The following is a 21,247-nucleotide window of genomic DNA, read 5'->3' as shown; positions in this document are numbered from 1 at the left end:
GAGTCTCAATCATGGTCTGAGGGGGTCCGGGGTGGGGCCGGGACCTCACTGGGAGGTCCCGGCCAGACCCGTCAGACCTCTTCGACGCTGCTCGGCTCGCGCCGGGACAGGTCGATACCGAGCTCCTCCGCCGCGCGGAAGACGTCCTCGTCGGTGTCGCGCATCTCGATGGACATGCCGTCCGAGGACAGCACCTCCACGTTCAGGCACAGCGACTGCATTTCCTTGATGAGCACCTTGAAGGACTCGGGAATGCCGGGCTCGGGGATGTTCTCGCCCTTGACGATGGCCTCGTAGACCTTCACGCGGCCGGTCACGTCGTCGGACTTGATCGTCAGCAGCTCCTGGAGGGCGTACGCGGCGCCGTATGCCTCCAGCGCCCACACCTCCATCTCACCGAAGCGCTGGCCACCGAACTGAGCCTTACCACCCAGCGGCTGCTGGGTGATCATCGAGTACGGACCGGTCGAGCGGGCGTGCAGCTTGTCGTCGACCAGGTGGTGCAGCTTGAGGATGTACATGTACCCGATCGAGATCGGGTCCGGGAACGGCTCGCCGGAGCGGCCGTCGAACAGCCGGGCCTTGCCGGTGTCCTTGACCATCCGGTCGCCGTCGCGGTTCGGCAGCGTGGAGTCGAACAGACCCTGCAGCTCGTCCTGGCGCGCACCGTCGAAGACCGGCGTGGCGACATTGGTCCGCGGCGCGACGTCGTCGGCGCCGATGGCCTGCAGCCGCTGCTGCCACTCCTCGTTGCCCTCGACCTTCCAGCCCTGGCTGGCCAGCCAGCCGAGGTGGATCTCCAGGACCTGTCCCGGGTTCATTCGGGACGGGACACCCAGGGGGTTGAGGATGATGTCGACCGGGGTGCCGTCCTCCAGGAACGGCATGTCCTCGACCGGCAGGATCTTCGAGATGACGCCCTTGTTGCCGTGGCGGCCGGCGAGCTTGTCACCATCGGTGATCTTGCGCTTCTGCGCCACGTACACGCGAACCAGCTGGTTCACGCCCGGGGGCAGCTCGTCGCCCTCCTCGCGGTCGAAGACGCGGACGCCGATGACCTTGCCGGTCTCGCCGTGCGGCACCTTCAGCGAGGTGTCACGGACCTCACGGGCCTTCTCACCGAAGATCGCGCGGAGCAGGCGCTCCTCCGGGGTCAGCTCGGTCTCACCCTTGGGCGTGACCTTGCCGACCAGGATGTCGCCGGCGACGACCTCGGCACCGATGCGGATGATGCCGCGCTCGTCGAGGTCGGCGAGGACCTCCTCGGAGACGTTCGGGATGTCCCGGGTGATCTCCTCGGGGCCCAGCTTGGTGTCACGGGCGTCGACCTCGTGCTCCTCGATGTGGATCGAGGAGAGGACGTCGTCCTGCACGAGGCGCTGCGACAGGATGATCGCGTCCTCGTAGTTGTGACCCTCCCACGGCATGAACGCCACGAGCAGGTTCTTGCCGAGCGCCATCTCGCCTTCGTCCGTGGACGGACCGTCGGCGAGGACCTGGCCCTCGATGACCCGCGCGCCCTCGTCCACGACGACCTTCTGGTTGAAGGAGGTGCCCTGGTTGGAGCGGGTGAACTTGGCGACGCGGTACGTGGTGTACGTGCCGTCGTCGTTGGCGACCGTGATGTAGTCCGCGGAGACCTCCTGGACCACACCGTCCTTCTCGGCCTTGATGACGTCACCGGCGTCGACCGCGCAGCGGTACTCCATGCCGGTGCCGACCAGCGGCGCCTCCGCCTTGATCAGCGGTACGGCCTGGCGCATCATGTTCGAGCCCATGAGCGCGCGGTTGGCGTCGTCGTGCTCGAGGAACGGGATCATGGCGGTCGCGGCCGACACCATCTGGCGCGGCGAGACGTCCATGAAGTCCACCTCGTCGACCGTGACGAGGTCGGCCTCGCCGCCACGCCGGCGGACCAGGACACGCTGCTCGGCGAAGCGCATGTCGTCGGTCAGCGGGGCGTTGGCCTGGGCGATGATGAAGCGGTCTTCCTCATCGGCCGTGAGGTAGACGACCTCTTCGGTGACCTGGCCGTCGACGACCTTGCGGTACGGCGTCTCGATGAAGCCGAAGACGTTGACCCGGCCGTACGAGGCGAGCGAACCGATCAGACCAATGTTGGGACCCTCAGGGGTCTCAATCGGGCACATGCGGCCGTAGTGCGACGGGTGCACGTCACGGACGTCCAGGCCGGCCCGCTCACGGGAGAGACCGCCCGGGCCCAGCGCCGAGAGACGACGCTTGTGGGTCAGACCCGACAGCGGGTTGGTCTGGTCCATGAACTGGGACAGCTGGCTGGTGCCGAAGAACTCCTTGATGGAGGCGACGACCGGCCGGATGTTGATCAGGGTCTGCGGCGTGATCGCCTCGACGTCCTGGGTGGTCATGCGCTCACGCACGACGCGCTCCATACGGGCGAGACCCGTACGGACCTGGTTCTGGATCAGCTCGCCGACGTTGCGCAGACGGCGGTTGCCGAAGTGGTCGATGTCGTCGGTCTCGACGACGATCTCCGTGCCGTTCTCACCGATCGTCTCGGTCTCACCGGCGTGCAGCTTCACCAGGTACTTGATCGTGGCGATGATGTCGTCGGTGGTGAGAACGCCGGCGTCCAGCGGCTCGTCGCCGCCGAGCTTCTTGTTGACCTTGTAGCGGCCGACCTTGGCGAGGTCGTAGCGCTTCGGGTTGAAGTACAGGTTCTCCAGCAGCGTCTGCGCGGCCTCACGCGTCGGCGGCTCGCCCGGGCGCAGCTTGCGGTAGATGTCGAGCAGCGCGTCGTCCTGGCCCTGGGTGTGGTCCTTCTCCAGGGTGGCGCGCATGGACTCGTACTCGCCGAACTCCTCGAGGATCTGCTCGGTCGTCCAACCGAGGGCCTTGAGCAGCACGGTGACCGACTGCTTGCGCTTGCGGTCGATGCGGACACCGACCATGTCACGCTTGTCGATCTCCATCTCCAGCCAGGCACCCCGGGACGGGATGATCTTGGCGGAGAAGATGTCCTTGTCGGACGTCTTGTCGATCTGGCTGTCGAAGTAGACGCCCGGCGAGCGGACCAGCTGCGAAACGACGACACGCTCGGTGCCGTTGATGCAGAAGGTGCCCTTGTTGGTCATGAGCGGGAAGTCGCCCATGAAGACCGTCTGGGACTTGATCTCGCCGGTCTCGTTGTTGGTGAATTCGGCGGTGACGAAGAGCGGAGCCGCGTACGTGAAGTCGCGCTCCTTGCACTCGTCGATGCTGTTCTTCGGGGGCTCGAAGCGGTGGTCGCGGAACGTCAGCGACATCGACCCGGAGAAGTCCTCGATCGGGGAGATCTCTTCGAAGATCTCTTCCAGACCGGACTTGGTGGGGACGTCCTGACCGGACTCCAGCGCAGCCTCGACGCGACCCTTCCATGCGGCGTTGCCGAGCAGCCAGTCGAAGCTTTCGGTCTGCAGCGCAAGGAGGTTCGGAACCCCGAGGGGCTCCTTGATCTTCGCAAAAGAGATGCGCAGCGGGGCGGTGCTGTCGCCGTTGTTCGTATTGGCAGTCGAGGCGTTGCGCGAGGCGGCCAAGAGGGGGTCCTTCCGAGGGCTCGGACTCACTACGCGCGTACCGGTCCCACGTCACACACAACGGAAGAAATCCCTGGTCAGGGAGGTGACGTCCGCAGTGCTGAGATGTGGGTATGCCCCTGGTGACGGGCAGGGAGCAGCTAACAGGCAGCGCAAAGGGTCAGTGTAGCCACTCGGCACACTGATGTCCAGACCGGGTTTTCGGAGACCGGCTCTGCACCCAATCTCTCCTCCGGAAGGCTCCCTCTAGCAGGGGTACCCCTCGTTGTAGTTCTTCACGCTCAGCGCCTGCTGCATGCCATGCGCCCCTGGGCGCACATCGATACTGCCCTCTTCGTCAGCGATCCATGCCTCGGACTCCGGATCGCTTCTGACGTCGCGTCCCGAGAATTGCGCGCCGCGTGCTGTTCGTCAAGGCCCCCCACCCCAGGGAGATCGTCACGAGGCGCACGGCCGGACAACGAAGATCACCATACTCGCACGGGAGTGCGCGGCAACCCGGCAAGGACATCGGAACGCCGAAGGGCGATCACCCGCATGGGTGATCGCCCTTGGCACGGGACCAGGCGAAGCCCGGGATCCCGGAGGTGTTCAGTCAGCGACTGACAGAGGTCACTTGACCTCGACGGAGGCGCCGGCGCCCTCGAGGGCCTCCTTGGCCTTGTCAGCGGCGTCCTTGGCGACCTTCTCGAGGACCGGCTTCGGGGTGCCGTCCACGAGGTCCTTGGCCTCCTTCAGACCCAGCGAGGTCAGCTCACGCACGACCTTGATGACCTGGATCTTCTTGTCGCCCGCACCGGTGAGGATGACGTCGAACTCGTCCTGCTCCTCAGCGGCCTCGGCGGCCGGGGCGCCCGGGGCACCGGCGGCGGCAACGGCGACCGGGGCGGCAGCCTCGACGTCGAACTTCTCCTCGAAGGCCTTCACGAACTCGGAGAGCTCGATGAGGGTCATCTCCTCGAACTGCGCGAGCAGGTCTTCCTGGCTGAGCTTCGCCATGGTGGCGGTCCTTCCACTAAATCGGCTGGTGCCGGATGTACATGTCGGCGGGCGTACGTTGGGCCCGCTGTGGCCTCCCCGCTCAGGCGCGCCTGAGCAAGGGCTGCCAATGTGCGAGCCGAATTACTCGGCACCGCCCTGCTCGGCCTTGCTGCGAAGAGCGTCCGCGGTGCGGGCGAACTTCGTGAGCGGGGCCTGGAAGGTCGCCGCGGCCTTGGCCATGGACGCCTTCATGCCACCCGCCAGCTTGGCGAGCAGAACCTCGCGGGACTCGAGGTCCGCAAGCTTCTTGATGTCGTCAGCGGAGAGTGCCTTCCCTTCGAAGACACCGCCCTTGATGACGAGGTTCTGGTTCTCCTTGGCGAAGTCACGAAGACCCTTCGCCGCCTCGACCGGGTCACCGGTCACGAAGGCGACGGCCGTCGAGCCCACGAGGTGCTCGTCCAGCACGGAGATCCCGGCCTCCTGGGCCGCGATCTTGGTCAGCGTGTTCTTCACCACACGGTACTGAGCGTTGTCACCGAGCGAACGACGCAGATCCTTGATCTGCGCGACAGTAAGTCCGGTGTACGCGGTGACGACAGCGGCGTTGGAGTTACGGAACTTGTCCGTGATCTCCTCGACAGCTGCGACCTTGTCAGGACTTGCCATGAGCCTCGGCCTCCTTCCGGGTGATGAGGACCGCGCAGAAGGGGCTGGGCAAAACAAACGCCCCGGCGCAGGCGCACGGGGCGTGACTCGACCGGGCACGGAATCCGTTCCGGGAGTTCATCCTCATTCACCTGCGCAGGCCGTCCGCAGCTAGCGGATCCTTCGGCCACCGCACACCCGGACGGGCGCACAGAGACAACCAGCGGTCTTTGGCTTCTCCGTTACGGTACGCGAACCAGGAGCGCGCAGGCAAATCGCCGCAGGACGGCCGTACGGCCGCGTGCCGCTCCCCGGGCCGGGCGCCGGCCCCGGAGGACCGGAAGGGCCCCTTCAGGGCCGTACAGGGCGCGCAAAAAGGCCGGGCTCCGCACCGAGAGTCGATGCGAGGCCCGGCCTCACGCGTACGCGCGAGCCGTCAGGCTCAGACCGCGGCCGGGTCCTCCTCGACGAGGAGGTTGCGGGTGCGGTTGGCGTCCAGCGGAACACCGGGGCCCATCGTGGTGGTGATGGTGGCCTTCTTGATGTACCGGCCCTTGGCGGCGGACGGCTTGAGGCGGTTGATCTCCTCGAGCGCCGCGGCGTAGTTCTCCACCAGCTTGGCGTCGTCGAAGGACACCTTGCCGATGATGAAGTGGAGGTTCGCGTGCTTGTCCACGCGGAACTCGATCTTGCCGCCCTTGATGTCGTTGACAGCCTTGGTGACATCCGGGGTGACGGTGCCGGTCTTCGGGTTCGGCATCAGACCACGGGGACCGAGCACGCGGCCGAGGCGGCCGACCTTGCCCATGAGGTCCGGGGTGGCGACGACGGCGTCGAAGTCCAGGCGGCCCTTGGAGACCTCGTCGATGAGCTCGTCCGCGCCGACGATGTCGGCGCCGGCGGCTTCCGCGGCCGCAGCACGGTCGCCGGTCGCGAAGACCAGGACCCGGGCGGTCTTACCGGTGCCGTGCGGGAGGTTCACGGTGCCACGGACCATCTGGTCGGCCTTGCGCGGGTCGACACCCAGACGCATGGCAACCTCGACGGTCGCGTCGAACTTGGCCGAGGAGGTCTCCTTGGCGAGACGGACGGCCTCGAGCGGGGCGTACAGACGCTCCCGGTCGATCTTCGCGTCCGCGTTGCGAAGAGTCTTGCTGCGCTTCACTGCTGCTCCTGAATGCAGTTACGCCATGCGGCTCGTGCCGCCTGGCAGGTGGAGTCGTGGTCCGGGCCAGCGCCTGGCCCTGCCACGTTGGCCTTACGAGGCTCGATCAGCCCTCGACCGTGATGCCCATGGAACGGGCGGTGCCGGCGATGATCTTCGACGCGGCGTCCAGGTCGTTGGCGTTCAGGTCGGGCATCTTGGTGGTGGCGATCTCGCGGACCTGGTCGGCCGTGATCTTGGCGACCTTGGTCTTGTGCGGCTCGCCGGAGCCCTTCTCCACGCCCGCGGCCTTCAGGATCATCTTGGAGGCCGGCGGGGTCTTCGTGATGAAGGTGAAGGAACGGTCCTCGTAGACCGTGATCTCCACCGGGATGACCCAACCGCGCTGCGACTCGGTCGCGGCGTTGTAGGCCTTGCAGAACTCCATGATGTTGACGCCGTGCTGACCCAGCGCGGGGCCGACCGGCGGAGCCGGGTTCGCGGCACCGGCCTGGATCTGGAGCTTGATGAGCCCCGTGACCTTCTTCTTCTTGGGAGGCATGCTCTCTCCGGGTCCTAGTGAGAGGTGTTTCGCCATGTCATCCGGTCATCCGGATGGAGGCATACCGCACAACGATAACGGGTATAGAGGTGCGGCTAAAAACCGAGCAGGTCAGACCGGTCGCAATGACCCGCCTGACCTGCCCGGAAGTGCGTGTTCCAGAAGGTGTCAGTTCTTCTGGATCTGGTCGAAGCTCAGCTCGACCGGGGTCTCGCGGCCGAAGATCTCGACGAGGCCCTTGACCTTCTTCGAGTCGGCGTTGATCTCGTTGATCGTGGCCTGCAGCGTGGCGAACGGGCCGTCGGTGACGGTGACCGAGTCGCCCACCTCGAAGTCCAGCACCTGGACCTCGACCTTGCGCTGCGGCGCCGGCTTGCCCTCGGCCTCGGCGGCCTCCTTGGCGGCCTTCTCCTCGGCCTCCGGGGCGAGCATCTTGACGATCTCGTCCAGCGTGAGCGGGTACGGGTCGTAGGCGTTGCCCACGAAGCCGGTGACGCCCGGGGTGTTGCGGACGACGCCCCAGGACTCGTTCGTCAGGTCCATGCGCACGAGCACGTAGCCCGGGAGCTTGTTCTGACGGACGTTCTTCCGCTCGCCGTTCTTGATCTGGACGATCTCTTCCTCGGGCACCTCGGCCTGGTAGATGAAGTCCTCGACGTTGAGCGAGACGGCGCGCTGCTCCAGGTTGGCCTTCACGCGCTTCTCGTAGCCCGCGTAGGTGTGGATGACGTACCACTCGCCGGGCAGGCCGCGCAGCTCCTCGCGCAGCGCCGCGATCGGGTCGACGGGCTCCGCGTCCTCCTCGGCGGCCTCTTCGGCCTCCTCGGCGGACTCGGTACGCACCGCGGCTTCCTCGGCGGGCTCGCCGGCGGCAGCGTCCTCCGCGTCGAGCTCGTCGACGGCGTCAGCGCCCTCGACGATCTCCTGCGGGGTGTCGTCGCCCTCGACCTCGGCCGTAGCCGCCGCGTCGACGTCGGCCGCTGCCGCCGCGACGGGCTCGGCGGGCTCGTTCAGGTTCGGGTCAGACACTGTGGCTGCTTCTTCCTGGCTTCAAGGGGTTGAACATGCGAACGGGCGCCCGCTTCAGGCGCCCATCGCGGGATCAGGCGAAGACGTAATCGACGACTTCCTTGATTCCCAAGTCAATCACGGTTACGAGACCGATGACGATGACTACGAAGACGATCACCACGGTGGTGTACGTCGAAAGCTGATTTCGCGTCGGCCAGACGACCTTGCGGAGTTCCGCGATGATCTGGCGGTAGAACAGTGCGAGCCGGGCGAGGGGGCCCTTCTTGCCGCGCTTTCCGCCACGGCGGGGCTTCTTGGACTCGGTCGCGTCGTCATCGGAACGGCCACGCTCAGGCATGTCGATGGAGCCCAGGGCGTCCGTCACTCGTCCTCACCTGAATCCGGGTCGTGGCCGTGCCGCGCCCGGTAGAGCCCGCACGGCGGTGCATTGCCTTACGTACGCGTGCACGCACCCTGGTGAATCAAGTGCGTGTAGCAGGGCCGGAGGGACTTGAACCCCCAACCGCTGGTTTTGGAGACCAGTGCTCTACCAATTGAGCTACGACCCTTTGTGGTTTCCCCAACCTACAGCATGCGACCGGTGCACTGTGTGCGCGGCCGCCGACGACCCGTCGGGGAGCCAACGGTGGTCGAGTGTACGTGCTCGGCGGCCGGGCGTCGAACGGAAACCCCCGGGCCGGCCGGGACGAACCGTCGCACCGGGCGCCCGGCCGGTCTGCGACGATGCAGGTATGAGTGCTGCTACTCCACCCGCACAGTCCCCTACCGAGCGTCGTGTGTCGGCCCGCGTCGGCGCGATCTCCGAGTCCGCCACGCTGGCCGTGGACGCCAAGGCGAAGGCCCTCAAGGCCGCCGGGCGCCCGGTGATCGGCTTCGGCGCCGGTGAGCCCGACTTCCCGACGCCCGACTACATCGTCGAGGCCGCCGTCGAGGCCTGCCGCAACCCCAAGTTCCACCGGTACACCCCGGCCGGCGGCCTCCCCGAGCTCAAGGCCGCGATCGCCGAGAAGACACTGCGCGACTCCGGCTACGAGGTCGAGGCCGCCAACATCCTGGTGACCAACGGTGGCAAGCAGGCCATCTACGAGGCGTTCGCGGCGATCCTCGACCCGGGCGACGAGGTCATCGTCCCGGCCCCGTACTGGACCACCTACCCCGAGTCGATCCAGCTCGCGGGCGGTGTCCCGGTCCCGGTCGTGGCCGACGAGACCACCGGCTACCGGGTGAGCGTGGAGCAGCTGGAGGCGGCCCGTACGGAGAACACCAAGGTGGTGCTCTTCGTCTCGCCGTCCAACCCGACCGGCGCGGTCTACAGCCGCGAGCAGGTCGAGGCGGTCGGCCGCTGGGCCGCCGAGCACGGCCTGTGGGTCATGACGGACGAGATCTACGAGCACCTGGTCTACGGCGACGCGGAGTTCTCGTCGCTGCCGGTCGTGGTGCCGGAGCTGCGCGACAAGTGCATCGTCGTCAACGGCGTGGCCAAGACGTACGCCATGACGGGCTGGCGGGTGGGCTGGGTGATCGGCCCGAAGGACGTGATCAAGGCCGCGGCGAACCTCCAGTCGCACGCCACGTCGAACGTCGCCAACGTCTCCCAGGCCGCCGCCATCGCGGCCGTCTCCGGCGACCTGAAGGCCGTCGACGAGATGAAGGTCGCCTTCGACCGCCGCCGCCGGAAGATCGTTGAGATGCTCAACGAGATCGAGGGCGTCGTCTGCCCCGAGCCCGAGGGCGCGTTCTACGCGTACCCCTCGGTCAAGGGCCTGCTCGGCAAGGAGATCCGCGGCAGGCGGCCGCAGACCAGCGTCGAGCTGGCCGAGGTCATCCTGGAGGAGGCCGAGGTCGCGGTCGTCCCGGGCGAGGCCTTCGGCACCCCGGGCTACCTGCGCCTTTCGTACGCGCTGGGCGACGAGGACCTCGTCGAGGGCGTGTCGCGCGTTCAGCGGCTGCTGGCGGAAGCCAAGTAGGACCTCCGGATTCTCGGAGGTGAGGCGCCTCGCATGAGGCGGTTGAGGCGGCGGATCCCGGAAGTTGTCCGGGATCCGCCGTTCGCATGTTCACACAATCCTTCGTTCGAGGCTGGGCCTACCGGATCGGCGGTTGTGTGCGGCAAGATCCTGGAATGGTGCGTGTCCGAGATCTCCGTCTGCTGCCCAAGGCCCATCTCCATCTGCACTTCACCGGGTCCATGCGGTCCTCGACCCTGCTGGAGCTCGCCGACAAGTACGGCGTCCATCTGCCCGAGGCGCTCAGCAGTGGCGAGCCGCCGAAGCTCCGGGCGACCGACGAGCGGGGCTGGTTCAGATTCCAGCGGCTGTACGACATCGCGCGGTCCTGCCTGAGATCGCCCGAGGACATCCAGCGGCTGGTGCGCGAGACGGCCGAGGAGGACGTCAGGGACGGCTCCCGCTGGCTGGAGATCCAGGTGGACCCCACCTCGTACGCGCCCCGGCTGGGCGGGCTGATCCCGGCGCTGGAGGTCATTCTCGACGCGGTGGCGACCGCCTCCCGCGAGACCGGTCTCGGGATGCGCGTCCTGGTCGCCGCGAACCGCATGAAACACCCCCTGGACGCCCGCACGCTGGCCCGTCTGGCGGTGCGCTACGCCGACCACGGGGTGGTGGGTTTCGGCCTCTCCAACGACGAACGGCGCGGTTTCGCACGCGACTTCGACCGGGCGTTCGCGATCGCCCGGGACGGCGGGCTGCTGGCCGCGCCGCACGGCGGTGAGCTGTCGGGGCCCGCCAGCGTCCGGGACTGCCTGGACGATCTGCACGCGGGCCGGGTCGGGCACGGTGTACGGGCGGCGGAGGACCCGTACCTGGTGAAGCGGCTCGCGGACTCCGGGGTGACCTGCGAGGTCTGCCCGGCCTCGAACGTGGCGCTGGGCGTCTACGAGAAGCCGGACGACGTGCCCCTACGGACGCTGTTCGACGCCGGGGTGCCGATGGCACTCGGGGCCGACGACCCGCTGCTCTTCGGGGCCCGGCTGGCCGCGCAGTACGAGATCGCGCGCGAGCACCACGGCTTCTCGGACGCCGAACTGGCCGAACTGGCCCGGCAGTCGGTACGCGGCTCGCGCGCACCCCTGGAGGAGCAGCGGCGCATGCTGGCGGACATCGACGCGTGGCTGGCGGAGTGAGGCGCCGGGCGGCCCCGTAGGAGGCCCCCGGCGCCTCAGGCGATGCCCCTGAGGACCGTCCGGGCCACCTCCGCCGCGAAGTCGCCCGTGGGCTCCGTCCCCGTTTCCGTCCCCGTGCCTTCCGAGAAGGCGGTGAAGAAGGCGCGCTGGAAGCAGGCGCCGAGCAGCAGCGCGGCGGCGGCCTCGGGGTCGGCGTCGGGACGGATGCGGCCGCGGTCGCGCTCCCGGCGCAGGTAGCGGGCGAGCTGGTCGCGCGGTTCGTGCGGCCCCGTGCCCAGCTCCGCCAGGCCCTCCCGGTGCCGCCGCAGCAGCGCGGGCTCGGCGAAGAGCGAGCCGGCGATCGGCAGCGTCTGCGCGTAGAGGTCCATGGCCCGGCGGGCGACGGCGGTCAGGCACTCCTCGACGGTGCGCTCCCCCGGATCGGCGGTGAGCTCCTCCAGGAGCGGGCCGACGCCGGGCAGCCGCTCCTTCAGTACCCGTACGAAGATCTCTTCCTTGTTCGCGAAGTGCTTGTAGAGCGCCGCCTCGGAGCAGCCGGCGGCGCGCGCGATCTCCTTGGTGGTGGTGCGCGCGAGGCCGGTTGTACGCAGCAGTTCGTGGGCGGCGTCGAGGATTCTGGCGGGCGTTGACTTCGGGGTGGGCATTCACTCACTCTAAGGGGTGAGTGAGTACTTACCCACCCCCAGGAGGCGCGGGCATCATGACGTTGAAGCTCACGGTTTTCGGCGCGACCGGCGGCATCGGTCAGGAGATCGTCAGGCAGGGACTGGCGGCGGGCCACGAGGTGACGGCCGTGGTCCGCGATCCGGCGCGGCTGACGGTCTCGGGGGCGGGCCTGGAGGTGTTCCGCGCGGACCTTTCGGACCCCGAGGCGCTGCGCCCGGCGGTGGCGGGGCGGGACGTGGTCTTCTCCGGGCTGGGCGCGCGCTCCCGTAAGGACGCGGGGACCGCCACCCGGGTGACCGTTCCCGTACTGCGTGCCCTGGAGGCGGCGGACGTGCGGCGGCTCCTGGTGGTGAGCGCCGCGCCGGTCGGCCCCGTCCCCGAGGGCGAGCCGCTTCTCGACCGCGCCATACGGGCGCTGATCGGCACGCTCCTGAAGGACATCTACACCGACCTCACCGCCATGGAGGCCGAGCTGGCCCGCTCCGCGACGGACTGGACCGCCGTCCGCCCGCCGAAGCTGACCGACGGACCCATGACCGGCACGTACCGCACGACCATCGGCGGCACCCCGCGCAGCGGCCGCACGATCTCGCGCGCCGACGTGGCCCACGCGATGCTCGCGATGGCCGGCGACCCGGCAACGGTGAAGCAGGGGGTGGGCGTGGCCTACTAGGGCGCGCGCGGGCCTACTGAAGCGCGCGGCGGCCGCCTACAGGGGCCGCGTCGCGGCCCTCAGAGGCCGACGCCCACCATCACCGGCTCGTTCACCAGCGTCACCCCGAAGGCCGCGCGCACCCCGTCGCGCACCTCACGGGCCAGCGCGAGCAGGTCCTCCGTCGTCGCCGCGCCCCGATTGGTGAGTGCGAGCGTGTGCTTGGTGGAGATACGGGCCGGGCCTTCGCCGTACCCCTTGGTGAAGCCGGCCTTGTCGATCACCCAGGCGGCGGACGTCTTCGTACGCCCGTCCCCCGTGGGGAAGGCGGGCGGCATGACATCCGCGCCGAGCCGCTCGTGCACCCGGTCGACGAACTCCCGGTACTCCTCGGCCGTGAGGATCGGGTTGGTGAAGAAGGACCCCGCCGACCAGGTGTCGTGGTCCTCCGGGTCCAGGACCATGCCCTTGCCGGCGCGCAGCTTGAGAACCGTCTCGCGGGCGGTCGCGGCGGGCACCCGGTCCCCGGCCTCGACGCCGAGCACGCGGGCCGTCTCGGGGTACTTGATCGGCGCGGACAGGCCGCCAGCGTCCTCCAGGGCGAAGCGGACACGCAGCACGACGTACCGGTCGGGGTGCTCCTTGAAGCGGCTGTGCCGGTACGAGAAGTCGCACTCGGCGTTCGTCAGCGTCACCGTCTCGTCCGCCTGGCGATCAAAGGCGATCACTTCGGTGATGGTGGCCGACACTTCCTGGCCGTACGCGCCCACGTTCTGGATCGGCGTGGCGCCCGCGGAGCCGGGGATGCCGGCCAGGCACTCGACGCCCGCCAGGCCGGCCTCGACCGTACGGGCCACGGCCTCGGACCAGTTCTCGCCGGCGGCCAGGGTCAGCGCCGTGCCGTCCAGGTCGAAGCCGCGGGTCGCGATGCGCAGCGCGGTGCCCTCGAAGCCCTTGTCGCCGATGACGAGGTTGGAGCCACCGCCGATGATCAGCAGCGGGGTGCCGCTCGCGTCGGCCGCGCGGACGGCGGCGATCACCTCGTCGTCGGTCGTGGCCGTGACGAGCCGCGCGGCATTCCCGCCGAGCCGAAAGGTGGTCAGGGGGGCGAGGGGGGCGTCGTGAAGTTCCTGCACGCCCCCCAGAGTACGGGGCCGCCCCCGGCACCGGCCGGGAGCGGCCCCTCACGTAGCGAGCGCCTCAGGCGAGCCGCACAACCGCCCGAGACATCCCCAGCACCTTCTGCCCGGCACTCACGGCCGTCAGGTCGACCCGCACCGTCCGCGCGTCATCATCCAGCTTCGCCGCGACCTTGCCGGACACCTCGATCACCGCGCCCTGGTCATCGTTCGGCACGACCACCGGCTTGGTGAAGCGCACGCCGTACTCGGCCACCGCGGCCGGGTCGCCGGCCCAGTCCGTCACCACGCGGGCCGCCTCGGCCATCGTGAACATGCCGTGCGCGATCACGTCCGGCAGGCCCACCTCCTTGGCGAACTTCTCGTTCCAGTGGATCGGGTTGAAGTCGCCGGAGGCGCCCGCGTACTGGACGAGAGTGGCGCGTGTCACGGGGAACGACTGTGCGGGCAGCTCCGTGCCGACCTCGACGTCGTCGTAAGAGATCTTCGCCGTCATCGCTCTCAGGCCTCCTCGTCGGCCGCGCGGGCCACCAGCTTGGTGATAGCCGTCACCACGTGCTCACCGGCCTCGTCGTGCACCTCACCCCGGATGTCGAGGACGTCGTTGCCCGCGAGGGACTTGATCGACTCGATGGTGGAGGTCACGGTCAGGCGGTCGCCGGCGCGCACCGGACGGCTGTAGGCGAACTTCTGGTCGCCGTGCACCACCCGGCTGTAGTCCAGCCCCAGCTGCGGGTCCTGGACCACCTGCCCCGCGGCCTTGAAAGTGATCGCGAAGACAAAAGTCGGCGGGGCGATCACATCGGGGTGACCGAGCGCCTTGGCGGCTTCGGTGTCCGTGTACGCCGGGTTCGCGTCACCGATCGACTCGGCGAATTCCCGGATCTTCTCGCGGCCCACTTCATACGGCTCGGTGGGCGGGTAGGTCCGTCCGACAAAGGACTGGTCGAGCGCCATGGCTCGCAACCTCCAGGGGTGTCACGCGGGCTCCAACGCTACGAGGCCGCCCCCGAATGTGGGGGCGGCCTCGTAGTAACTGCTTATCTGAGCAGTGCCTTTGTTGTTATCGCGTCTCGCGGTGCGCGGTGTGCGAGTTGCAACGGGGGCAGTGCTTCTTCATCTCAAGACGGTCCGGGTCATTACGCCGGTTCTTCTTGGTGATGTAGTTCCGCTCCTTGCACTCCACGCAGGCCAGCGTGATCTTCGGGCGGACGTCGGTGGCAGCCACGTGAGTGCTCCTTGACGAACAAGTTGGACGGATTAACGCATGAATAGTAGCCGATCGGAGGACCGACCCCACAATCGGCTACTGTATGTAGCGGTGACCGGACTTGAACCGGTGACACAGCGATTATGAGCCGCTTGCTCTACCGACTGAGCTACACCGCTGTGATGCGAGCGGGACCCACCCGAAGGCGGGTACCTCACACACCAGAGCCCCAATACGGAATCGAACCGTAGACCTTCTCCTTACCATGGAGACGCTCTGCCGACTGAGCTATTGGGGCGAGCGATGAAGACATTACACGGCCGACAGCCAAACGTGAAATCCGTATCGGCCCGTCGCCACAACTGCCACGTACACCACACCGGTACGACTATTCCGCGCCTGCTCGAAGGCGCCCGTACCGCGCCCTAGGCTCGGACCACGCTGCGTGATCTTGCACCCCCTAGGAGCGCGATGGCCGACAGCAGTCAGCAGCCGAAGCCGGGGCAGCCGCACGGGGCCGGCCGGTCCGAGCGGCCCGACGCGGGCTCCCTGGTGCTGTGCGGAGCCCGGCTGGCCGACGGCCGGACGGTGGACGTACGGCTCGGCGGCGGGCACATCGAGGCGGTCGGCACGACCGGCAGCCTCGACACCCAAGGGCCCCGCATCGACCTGCACGGCTATCTGCTGCTGCCGGCCCCCGCCGAACCGCACGCGCACTGCGACACGGCGTTGACCGCCGACTGCCGCGGCCCCGCCTCCGACGACCCGGACGACGTGCAGCGCCGCACTACGGAGTCGGCGCTGCTCCACCTCGGGCACGGGGCGACGGCGCTGCGGACACACGTACGGATCGGGGACGTCTCCGGACTGCGCTCCCTGGGGGCCGTACTGCAGGCCCGGCGCACCCTGCACGGGCTCGCCGACCTCACCGCGGTGGCCGTGCCGCGGCTGCTGACCGGCGCGGCGGGCGCGGACGCGCGCGCGATGCTGCGGGACGCCGTGAAGATGGGCGCCACGGTGCTCGGCGGCTGCCCCGACCTGGACCCCGACCCGGCGGGCTATGCGGAAACGGTCCTGGAGCTGGCCGCCGAGTCCGGCTGCCCGGTCGACCTGCACACCGACGGGGACGATCCGGCCCGGCTGGGCCGGCTGGCGGCGATGGCAGGCGGGCTGCGGCCCGGCGTGGCCATCGGGCCGTGCGCGGGGCTGGCCCGGATGCCGTGGCGGGTCGCCGCGCGCGCCGCGGAGCAGCTGGCGGCGGCCGGGGTCACTGTCGTCTGCCTGCCACAGGGCGACTGTGCGGGCCTGGAGCGGCCGTCCTCGCAGGTGACGGGCCCGGCGCCGGTGCGGCTGCTGCGGGCGGCCGGAGTGCGCGTCACGGCGGGCAGCGGCGCGCTCCGGGACGCGGCGAATCCGGTCGGCCGGGGCGACCCCCTGGAGGCCGCCTACTTGCTGGCGGCGCGCGGCGAGGCGAGCCCGGAGGGCGCGTACGACGCGGTGAGCGCGGCGGCGCGGGAGACGCTGGGGCTCCCGGAGGTCCGTGTGGAGGCGGGCTTCCCTGCCGAGCTGCTGGCCGTGCGCGGCGACGGCATCGCGGCCGCGCTCTCCCTGGCGTACAGCCGGATCGTGGTGCACCGGGGGCGGGTGGTGGCCCGTACGAGCGCGGTACGCGAGTACTGCGACTCGGAGGCGACGGTGGCGCTGGAGCTGCCGCGGCAGTCACAGCGCTGAGGGCGCGCGGGCTTTTCGAAAGCGCCCCAGGAGCGCTCCGGGCGCGGGCTTTTCGGACGCGCTCCGGGGGCGCGCTGTGCGCCGGATGGCGTGGAACGCCCGCCCCCGGCGGCGTGTGCGGAGCTTCGGCGCCCGGCCCGCGGCGCGCGGGCGTACGGTCGGGATCATGCGCATTGTCATCGCAGGAGGACATGGTCAGATCGCGCTGCGGCTGGAGCGTCTGCTCGCCGCGCGCGGGGACGAGGTCGCGGGCATCGTCCGGCGGCCCGAGCAGGCCGGGGATCTTCTGGCCGCCGGCGCCGAACCGGTCGTGTGCGACCTGGAGTCGGCCACGGTCGAGCAGGTCGCGCGGCATCTGGAGGGCGCGGACGCCGCGGTCTTCGCCGCGGGCGCGGGCCCCGGCAGCGGCGCCGAACGGAAGGAGACCGTCGACCTGGGAGCCGCCACGCTCTTCGCCGACGCCGCCGAGGCCGCGGGCGTACGGCGGTTCGTGGTGATCTCGGCCATGGGAGCGGACCGTGAGCCGCCGGAGGGCACGGACCCGGTGTTCGCCGCCTATCTGCGCGCCAAGGGCGCGGCGGACGCGGACGTACGGGCCAGGGCGGGCCTGGACTGGACGATCCTGCGCCCGGGGCGGCTGACGAACGACGCGGGCACGGAGCGGGTGCGGCTGGAGGAGTCGACCGGCCGGGGCGACATCACCCGGGACGACGTGGCGGCGGTGCTGGTGGCCCTGCTGGACGAGCCGAAGACGGCCGGCCGGACGCTGGAGCTGATCGGCGGCGACGTACCGGTCGAGGACGCGGTACGGAACGCGGCGAGCGGCTGAGTACGCGAGCAACCGCACAGCAAACACGCAAAGGCCCCCACTTCCGTGGGGGCCTTTCGCTCTCCTGTGGCGGCGCCAGGATTCGAACCTGGGAAGGCTGAGCCGGCAGATTTACAGTCTGCTCCCTTTGGCCGCTCGGGCACACCGCCTGGGATTGCTGCCTTGGCGCCCCGCTTTGCGGCGGTGCTCCGTGGCAACGACGTAAACCATACCCGATGGCAGGGGGTGGTCCGCCACTCGGTTCCGCGCGCCCCGATCATGGCCGGGGCCGCCGGCCGGGTGGCTAGGCTTGCGGGGCGGTCCGGGACGGGCCGTGTCCCTGACGGATCTACGTACGAGGAGCCAACTCAACATGGCCGACTCCAGTTTCGACATCGTCTCGAAGGTCGAGCGGCAGGAGGTCGACAACGCCCTCAACCAGGCCGCCAAGGAGATCTCGCAGCGCTACGACTTCAAGGGCGTGGGCGCGTCGATCGAGTGGTCGGGCGAGAAGATCGAGATGCGGGCGAACGCAGAGGAGCGTGTGAAGGCCGTCCTCGACATCTTCCAGTCCAAGCTGGTCAAGCGCGGGATCTCGCTGAAGGCGCTGGACGCGGGTGAGCCGCAGGCCTCCGGCAAGGAGTACAAGATCTTCGCCTCGATCGAGGAGGGGATCTCGCAGGAGAACGCGAAGAAGGTCGCCAAGATCATCCGCGATGAGGGCCCCAAGGGCGTCAAGGCGCAGGTGCAGGGCGACGAGCTGCGCGTCTCCTCCAAGAGCCGCGACGACCTGCAGGCCGTCCAGCAGCTTCTGAAGGGCAAGGACCTGGACTTCGCCCTCCAGTTCGTGAACTACCGGTAGGCGCTGCGCCTACGGGGCGACGGACACACCGGACGGGGCGGCACGCGCACGGCGCGCCGCCCCGTCGGCGTCTCTGCGTGCGGACGGAGCCGCCTCGGACGGACGCTGTTTCAGCGTGCCGCGAACGGCTGGTCCGTACGGACGATGTCGCGGCCCAGCGGGAGCAGCGACACCGGGATCAGCTTGAAGTTCGCGATGCCGAAGGGGATGCCGATGATCGTGACGCACAGGGCGATGCCCGTGACGATGTGCCCGAGCGCCAGCCACCAACCCGCGAGCACCAGCCAGATGCCATTGCCCAGGCAGGACGCGGCGCCCGCGTCGCGCCGCTCGACCGTGGTGTAGCCGAACGGCCAGAGGGCGTACACGCCGATCCTGAAGGACGCGATGCCCCAGGGAATCGTGATGATCAGGATGCACATGATCACGCCGGCCAGGGCGTAGCCGAGGAACAGCCAGAAGCCGGACAGCACGAGCCAGATGATGTTCAGGATGGTTTTCACGGTTTGTACCCTGCCAGTTCCTCCAGGCGGCTGATGCGCTCCCGCATCGGCGGGTGGGTCGAGAAGAGCTTGGAAAGGCCCTCACCGGCCCGGAACGGATTCGCGATCATCATGTGGCTCGCCGTCTCCAGTCGCGGCTCCGGCGGCAGCGGGAGCTGCTGTGTGCCGTACTCCAGCTTCCGCAGGGCCGAGGCGAGAGCCAGCGGGTCGCCCGTGAGCCGGGCGCCGGAGGCGTCCGCCTCGTACTCCCGGGAGCGGCTGACGGCGAGCTGGATGAGGGACGCGGCGACCGGCCCGAGGATCATGATCAGCAACATGCCGAACAGCCCGGGGCCCTCGTCGTCGTCCGATCTGCCGATGGGGATCAGCCAGGCGAAGTTCACCAGGAACATCACCACGGAGGCGAGCGCGCCCGCGACGGAGGAGATCAGGATGTCGCGGTTGTAGACATGGCTGAGCTCGTGCCCGATCACGCCGCGCAGCTCGCGCTCGTCCAGCAGCTGGAGGATGCCCTCGGTGCAGCAGACCGCGGCGTTGCGCGGATTCCGGCCGGTGGCGAAGGCGTTCGGGGCCTGGGTCGGCGAGATGTACAGGCGGGGCATGGGCTGGCGCGCTGCCGTGGAGAGCTCGCGGACCATGCGGTAGAGCTCGGGCGCCTGGAACTCGCTGACGGGGCGGGCCCGCATGGCGCGCAGGGCGAGCTTGTCGCTGTTCCAGTACGCGTACGCGTTGGTACCCAGCGCGACGAGGACCGCGATGAACAGGCCCGTACGGCCGAACAGGCTGCCGATGACGATGATGAGCGCGGACAGCCCCCCGAGGAGTACTGCGGTCCTGAGCCCGTTGTGCCGGCGGTGCACGGTACGCCCTCCAGGTCGTGCGGCAGGGGAACCCTTTGCGATTACGTGTCCACTTTTCAGTGGACCCTCCGTTTCTGGTCAACGCCAGACGGCGGAGCGTGGTTCCCTCGGCCCCTGGAGGGGGGCATTCGTCCGTTCGGGTAAGGCTGCTTCGGAGCTCCTAGAGCAGCGCGCCCGAGGCGAAGCGCAGTACGAGCTGCGGGGCGCCGGAGAGCGCGATGCCGACGAGCGCGGTGAGGCCGACGGCGGTGGCGAGCGGGGCCGGGATGCGCGGCCGGGCGGGCCGGACCTCGCCCTCGGGGGCGCCTTCGGAGGCGCCTTCGGGGGCGCGGAAGAGGACCGCCGTCCACTGCAGGTAGTAGTAGAGCGCGATCACGACGTTGACGGCCATCACGACGGCCAGCCAGGCCAGGCCCGCGTCCACGGCCGCCGAGAAGACCGTGACCTTGGCGAACAGCCCGATGATGCCCGGCGGCAGGCCGGCCAGGCACAGCAGGAAGAAGCCGAGGGCGAGCGCGTATACGGGGTGCGCGGCGTACAGGCCCCGGTAGTCGGCGATGCGGTTCCCCGGGTGCGTGCGGGCCACGAGGGCGGCCACCGCGAAGGCCCCGAGGTTCACCGCCGCGTACATGAGGGCGTACGCCACCGTGGACCCGATGGCGTGTGCGGCGTCATCGGAGTACGCGGCGGACGCGATCGGTACCAGGAGGTACCCGGCCTGGCCGACGGAGGACCAGGCCAGCAGGCGTACGGCACTGTGCGCACGGTCGGGGCGCTGGCGCAGCGCGGCGACGTTGCCGACCGTCATGGTGAGCGCGGCCAGTACGGCGAGGACCGGGCCCCAGACGTCGCTGTACGAGGGGAACGCCTTGACCGTGACAACGATCAGGCCGGAGAAGCCGACGGCCTTGCCGACCACAGAGAGGTACGCGGCCACCGGGAGCGGCGCGCCGACATACGTGTCGGGCACCCAGAAGTGGAACGGCGCGGCGGCCGTCTTGAAGGCGAAGCCCACGAGGGTGAGCGCGACACCGGCCTTGGCCAGCACGTCCAGCCGCGGGTCCGGCTGGGTGAGCGCCTCGGCCACCTGGGCGAGGTGCATGCTGCCGGTGGCGGCGTACACGAAGCTCACGCCGAGCAGCATCACGGCGGTCGCGGTGACCGAGGAGAGGAAGAACTTCAGCGCCGCCTCGGAGGAGAGCCGGTCGCCGCGCCTGATGCCCACGAGGGCGAACGCGGGCAGCGAGGCCACTTCGAGGGCGATGACCAGCGTGGCGAGGTCCCGGGAGGCCGGCAGCAGGGCGGCACCGGCCGCCGAGGACAGCAGCAGGAACCAGAACTCCCCGCCGGGCAGCTTCTCGTCCTTGATCGGATTGACCGAGAGCAGGGCGGTGAGCAGCGCGCCACCGAGGACGAGCAGCTGGACGACGAGCGCGAAGTGGTCGGCCTCGTAGCTGCACACCTCGGGGCGCGCGGTGAGGCAGAAGGTGGTGCGGTCGCCCTTCAGGAGCGGCAGCAGCGACAGGCCGGCCAGGACCAGGCCCAGGACGCTGATCCACCCGAGGAGCGGCTTACGGCGCTCGGAGAGGAAGAGATCGGCGACGAGGACGATCAGGGCGAAGACGGCGGCGAGGGTGGGCGGGGCGATGGCGAGCCAGTCCACGGACTGGACGAGGCTCGTCACGCCGCCCGCCGCGTGCGTGGCGGTCCCGCCGGCCGCTGCGCTCCCGGCGCTCGCTGCGAGGACAGTCAT

Annotated in this window: 21 protein-coding genes and 4 tRNA genes; 6 read left to right on the top strand and 19 right to left on the bottom strand. The window is 69.4% G+C overall.

Annotated features, from left to right (window positions below; genetic code table 11):
* Nucleotides 1-71: 71 nt before the first annotated feature.
* The 8 genes from rpoB to IF04_RS0126040 form a co-directional block, all read right to left on the bottom strand.
* Nucleotides 72-3,554, bottom strand: a complete 3,483-nt coding sequence (gene rpoB, locus IF04_RS0126075) for a DNA-directed RNA polymerase subunit beta (RefSeq protein WP_030262779.1) — start codon at nucleotides 3,552-3,554, stop codon at nucleotides 72-74.
* 612 nt (nucleotides 3,555-4,166) lie between these two features.
* Nucleotides 4,167-4,553 carry a 50S ribosomal protein L7/L12 gene (gene rplL, locus IF04_RS0126070; protein WP_030262775.1) on the bottom strand — a complete coding sequence of 129 codons (387 nt, stop codon included), beginning with the start codon at nucleotides 4,551-4,553 and terminating at the stop codon, nucleotides 4,167-4,169.
* Between the two features lie 123 nt (nucleotides 4,554-4,676).
* Complete coding sequence (gene rplJ, locus IF04_RS0126065; RefSeq protein WP_030262771.1) at nucleotides 4,677-5,204, bottom strand: 50S ribosomal protein L10; 528 nt, start codon at nucleotides 5,202-5,204, stop codon at nucleotides 4,677-4,679.
* Nucleotides 5,205-5,625: 421 nt separating this feature from the next.
* Nucleotides 5,626-6,348, bottom strand: a complete 723-nt coding sequence (gene rplA / locus IF04_RS0126060; RefSeq protein ID WP_030262768.1) for a 50S ribosomal protein L1 — start codon at nucleotides 6,346-6,348, stop codon at nucleotides 5,626-5,628.
* Nucleotides 6,349-6,454: 106 nt separating this feature from the next.
* A complete protein-coding gene (gene rplK / locus IF04_RS0126055) occupies nucleotides 6,455-6,889 on the bottom strand; it encodes a 50S ribosomal protein L11 (protein ID WP_030262765.1) in 435 nt (144 codons plus the stop codon).
* 168 nt (nucleotides 6,890-7,057) lie between these two features.
* Nucleotides 7,058-7,918 (bottom strand): transcription termination/antitermination protein NusG, encoded by an 861-nt coding sequence (gene nusG, locus IF04_RS0126050; protein ID WP_030262761.1) that lies wholly within the window; start codon nucleotides 7,916-7,918, stop codon nucleotides 7,058-7,060.
* 73 nt (nucleotides 7,919-7,991) lie between these two features.
* Nucleotides 7,992-8,285, bottom strand: coding sequence for a preprotein translocase subunit SecE (secE, locus tag IF04_RS0126045; protein WP_030262752.1), 294 nt, complete (start codon nucleotides 8,283-8,285; stop codon nucleotides 7,992-7,994).
* Between the two features lie 111 nt (nucleotides 8,286-8,396).
* Nucleotides 8,397-8,469: transfer RNA gene (locus IF04_RS0126040), tRNA-Trp, on the bottom strand.
* A gap of 183 nt (nucleotides 8,470-8,652) precedes the next feature.
* Here IF04_RS0126040 and IF04_RS0126035 point away from each other — a divergent pair.
* Complete coding sequence (locus tag IF04_RS0126035; RefSeq protein ID WP_030262748.1) at nucleotides 8,653-9,888, top strand: pyridoxal phosphate-dependent aminotransferase; 1,236 nt, start codon at nucleotides 8,653-8,655, stop codon at nucleotides 9,886-9,888.
* 155 nt (nucleotides 9,889-10,043) lie between these two features.
* The gene (locus IF04_RS0126030; protein ID WP_030262745.1) at nucleotides 10,044-11,063 is read left to right on the top strand and encodes an adenosine deaminase; all 1,020 of its coding nucleotides are present in this window, start codon (nucleotides 10,044-10,046) and stop codon (nucleotides 11,061-11,063) included.
* A gap of 35 nt (nucleotides 11,064-11,098) precedes the next feature.
* Here the strand turns inward: IF04_RS0126030 and IF04_RS0126025 are convergent, their stop codons facing one another.
* Entirely contained in the window at nucleotides 11,099-11,707 is a 609-nt protein-coding gene (locus tag IF04_RS0126025) for a TetR/AcrR family transcriptional regulator (RefSeq protein ID WP_030262743.1), read from the bottom strand.
* A 62-nt stretch (nucleotides 11,708-11,769) separates the two neighbouring features.
* On the opposite strand from IF04_RS0126025, the gene IF04_RS0126020 reads away from it, so the two are divergent.
* Nucleotides 11,770-12,402 (top strand): NAD(P)-dependent oxidoreductase, encoded by a 633-nt coding sequence (locus IF04_RS0126020; protein WP_030262739.1) that lies wholly within the window; start codon nucleotides 11,770-11,772, stop codon nucleotides 12,400-12,402.
* A gap of 59 nt (nucleotides 12,403-12,461) precedes the next feature.
* Here the strand turns inward: IF04_RS0126020 and IF04_RS0126015 are convergent, their stop codons facing one another.
* The 6 genes from IF04_RS0126015 to IF04_RS0125990 all read right to left on the bottom strand — a co-directional run bounded on the left by IF04_RS0126015 (nucleotide 12,462) and on the right by IF04_RS0125990 (nucleotide 15,028).
* Nucleotides 12,462-13,517, bottom strand: coding sequence for a UDP-N-acetylmuramate dehydrogenase (locus IF04_RS0126015; RefSeq protein WP_030262735.1), 1,056 nt, complete (start codon nucleotides 13,515-13,517; stop codon nucleotides 12,462-12,464).
* Between the two features lie 64 nt (nucleotides 13,518-13,581).
* Nucleotides 13,582-14,016, bottom strand: a complete 435-nt coding sequence (locus tag IF04_RS0126010) for a MaoC family dehydratase (RefSeq protein WP_030262731.1) — start codon at nucleotides 14,014-14,016, stop codon at nucleotides 13,582-13,584.
* A 5-nt stretch (nucleotides 14,017-14,021) separates the two neighbouring features.
* On the bottom strand, nucleotides 14,022-14,477 hold the full coding sequence (locus IF04_RS0126005) for a MaoC family dehydratase N-terminal domain-containing protein (protein WP_030262728.1): 456 nt from the start codon (nucleotides 14,475-14,477) through the stop codon (nucleotides 14,022-14,024).
* 106 nt (nucleotides 14,478-14,583) lie between these two features.
* Nucleotides 14,584-14,748 carry a 50S ribosomal protein L33 gene (rpmG, locus tag IF04_RS0126000; RefSeq protein WP_006604855.1) on the bottom strand — a complete coding sequence of 55 codons (165 nt, stop codon included), beginning with the start codon at nucleotides 14,746-14,748 and terminating at the stop codon, nucleotides 14,584-14,586.
* An 88-nt stretch (nucleotides 14,749-14,836) separates the two neighbouring features.
* Nucleotides 14,837-14,909: transfer RNA gene (locus IF04_RS0125995), tRNA-Met, on the bottom strand.
* Nucleotides 14,910-14,955: 46 nt separating this feature from the next.
* Nucleotides 14,956-15,028: transfer RNA gene (locus IF04_RS0125990), tRNA-Thr, on the bottom strand.
* A 173-nt stretch (nucleotides 15,029-15,201) separates the two neighbouring features.
* On the opposite strand from IF04_RS0125990, the gene IF04_RS0125985 reads away from it, so the two are divergent.
* Complete coding sequence (locus IF04_RS0125985) at nucleotides 15,202-16,461, top strand: amidohydrolase family protein (RefSeq protein WP_030262726.1); 1,260 nt, start codon at nucleotides 15,202-15,204, stop codon at nucleotides 16,459-16,461.
* Nucleotides 16,462-16,627: 166 nt separating this feature from the next.
* Nucleotides 16,628-17,290, top strand: coding sequence for an NAD(P)H-binding protein (locus IF04_RS0125980; protein WP_030262724.1), 663 nt, complete (start codon nucleotides 16,628-16,630; stop codon nucleotides 17,288-17,290).
* A gap of 67 nt (nucleotides 17,291-17,357) precedes the next feature.
* Here IF04_RS0125980 and IF04_RS0125975 read toward each other — a convergent pair.
* A tRNA-Tyr gene (locus IF04_RS0125975) sits at nucleotides 17,358-17,439 on the bottom strand.
* A 203-nt stretch (nucleotides 17,440-17,642) separates the two neighbouring features.
* Here IF04_RS0125975 and IF04_RS0125970 point away from each other — a divergent pair.
* Entirely contained in the window at nucleotides 17,643-18,131 is a 489-nt protein-coding gene (locus IF04_RS0125970; protein ID WP_030262720.1) for a YajQ family cyclic di-GMP-binding protein, read from the top strand.
* 110 nt (nucleotides 18,132-18,241) lie between these two features.
* Here the strand turns inward: IF04_RS0125970 and IF04_RS0125965 are convergent, their stop codons facing one another.
* The 3 genes from IF04_RS0125965 to IF04_RS0125955 all read right to left on the bottom strand — a co-directional run bounded on the left by IF04_RS0125965 (nucleotide 18,242) and on the right by IF04_RS0125955 (nucleotide 21,247).
* Nucleotides 18,242-18,634, bottom strand: a complete 393-nt coding sequence (locus IF04_RS0125965) for a YccF domain-containing protein (protein ID WP_030262717.1) — start codon at nucleotides 18,632-18,634, stop codon at nucleotides 18,242-18,244.
* Complete coding sequence (gene htpX / locus IF04_RS0125960; protein WP_030262713.1) at nucleotides 18,631-19,494, bottom strand: zinc metalloprotease HtpX; 864 nt, start codon at nucleotides 19,492-19,494, stop codon at nucleotides 18,631-18,633. Before htpX ends, IF04_RS0125965 begins: the two co-directional genes overlap by 4 nt.
* 160 nt (nucleotides 19,495-19,654) lie before the next feature.
* Complete coding sequence (locus IF04_RS0125955; protein ID WP_078600819.1) at nucleotides 19,655-21,247, bottom strand: NADH-quinone oxidoreductase subunit N; 1,593 nt, start codon at nucleotides 21,245-21,247, stop codon at nucleotides 19,655-19,657.

It is taken from the genome of Streptomyces violens, from assembly GCF_000717745.1.
In the GTDB taxonomy this organism is placed as follows: domain Bacteria; phylum Actinomycetota; class Actinomycetes; order Streptomycetales; family Streptomycetaceae; genus Streptomyces; species Streptomyces violens.
This window is presented reverse-complemented; position numbering and strand designations above follow the sequence as displayed.

What these genes read in the sequence shown, in the direction of transcription:
- rplL (WP_030262775.1), bottom strand. Translation starts at nt 4,553, where the DNA reads ATGGCGAAGCTCAGCCAGGAAGACCTGCTCGCGCAGTTCGAGGAGATG.
- rplJ (WP_030262771.1), bottom strand. Translation starts at nt 5,204, where the DNA reads ATGGCAAGTCCTGACAAGGTCGCAGCTGTCGAGGAGATCACGGACAAG.
- rplK (WP_030262765.1), bottom strand. Translation starts at nt 6,889, where the DNA reads ATGCCTCCCAAGAAGAAGAAGGTCACGGGGCTCATCAAGCTCCAGATC.
- IF04_RS0126035 (WP_030262748.1), top strand. Translation starts at nt 8,653, where the DNA reads ATGAGTGCTGCTACTCCACCCGCACAGTCCCCTACCGAGCGTCGTGTG.
- IF04_RS0126030 (WP_030262745.1), top strand. Translation starts at nt 10,044, where the DNA reads ATGGTGCGTGTCCGAGATCTCCGTCTGCTGCCCAAGGCCCATCTCCAT.
- IF04_RS0126025 (WP_030262743.1), bottom strand. Translation starts at nt 11,707, where the DNA reads ATGCCCACCCCGAAGTCAACGCCCGCCAGAATCCTCGACGCCGCCCAC.
- IF04_RS0126010 (WP_030262731.1), bottom strand. Translation starts at nt 14,016, where the DNA reads ATGACGGCGAAGATCTCTTACGACGACGTCGAGGTCGGCACGGAGCTG.
- IF04_RS0126005 (WP_030262728.1), bottom strand. Translation starts at nt 14,477, where the DNA reads ATGGCGCTCGACCAGTCCTTTGTCGGACGGACCTACCCGCCCACCGAG.
- IF04_RS0125985 (WP_030262726.1), top strand. Translation starts at nt 15,202, where the DNA reads ATGGCCGACAGCAGTCAGCAGCCGAAGCCGGGGCAGCCGCACGGGGCC.
- IF04_RS0125980 (WP_030262724.1), top strand. Translation starts at nt 16,628, where the DNA reads ATGCGCATTGTCATCGCAGGAGGACATGGTCAGATCGCGCTGCGGCTG.
- IF04_RS0125970 (WP_030262720.1), top strand. Translation starts at nt 17,643, where the DNA reads ATGGCCGACTCCAGTTTCGACATCGTCTCGAAGGTCGAGCGGCAGGAG.
- IF04_RS0125955 (WP_078600819.1), bottom strand. Translation starts at nt 21,247, where the DNA reads ATGACTGTCCTCGCAGCGAGCGCCGGGAGCGCAGCGGCCGGCGGGACC.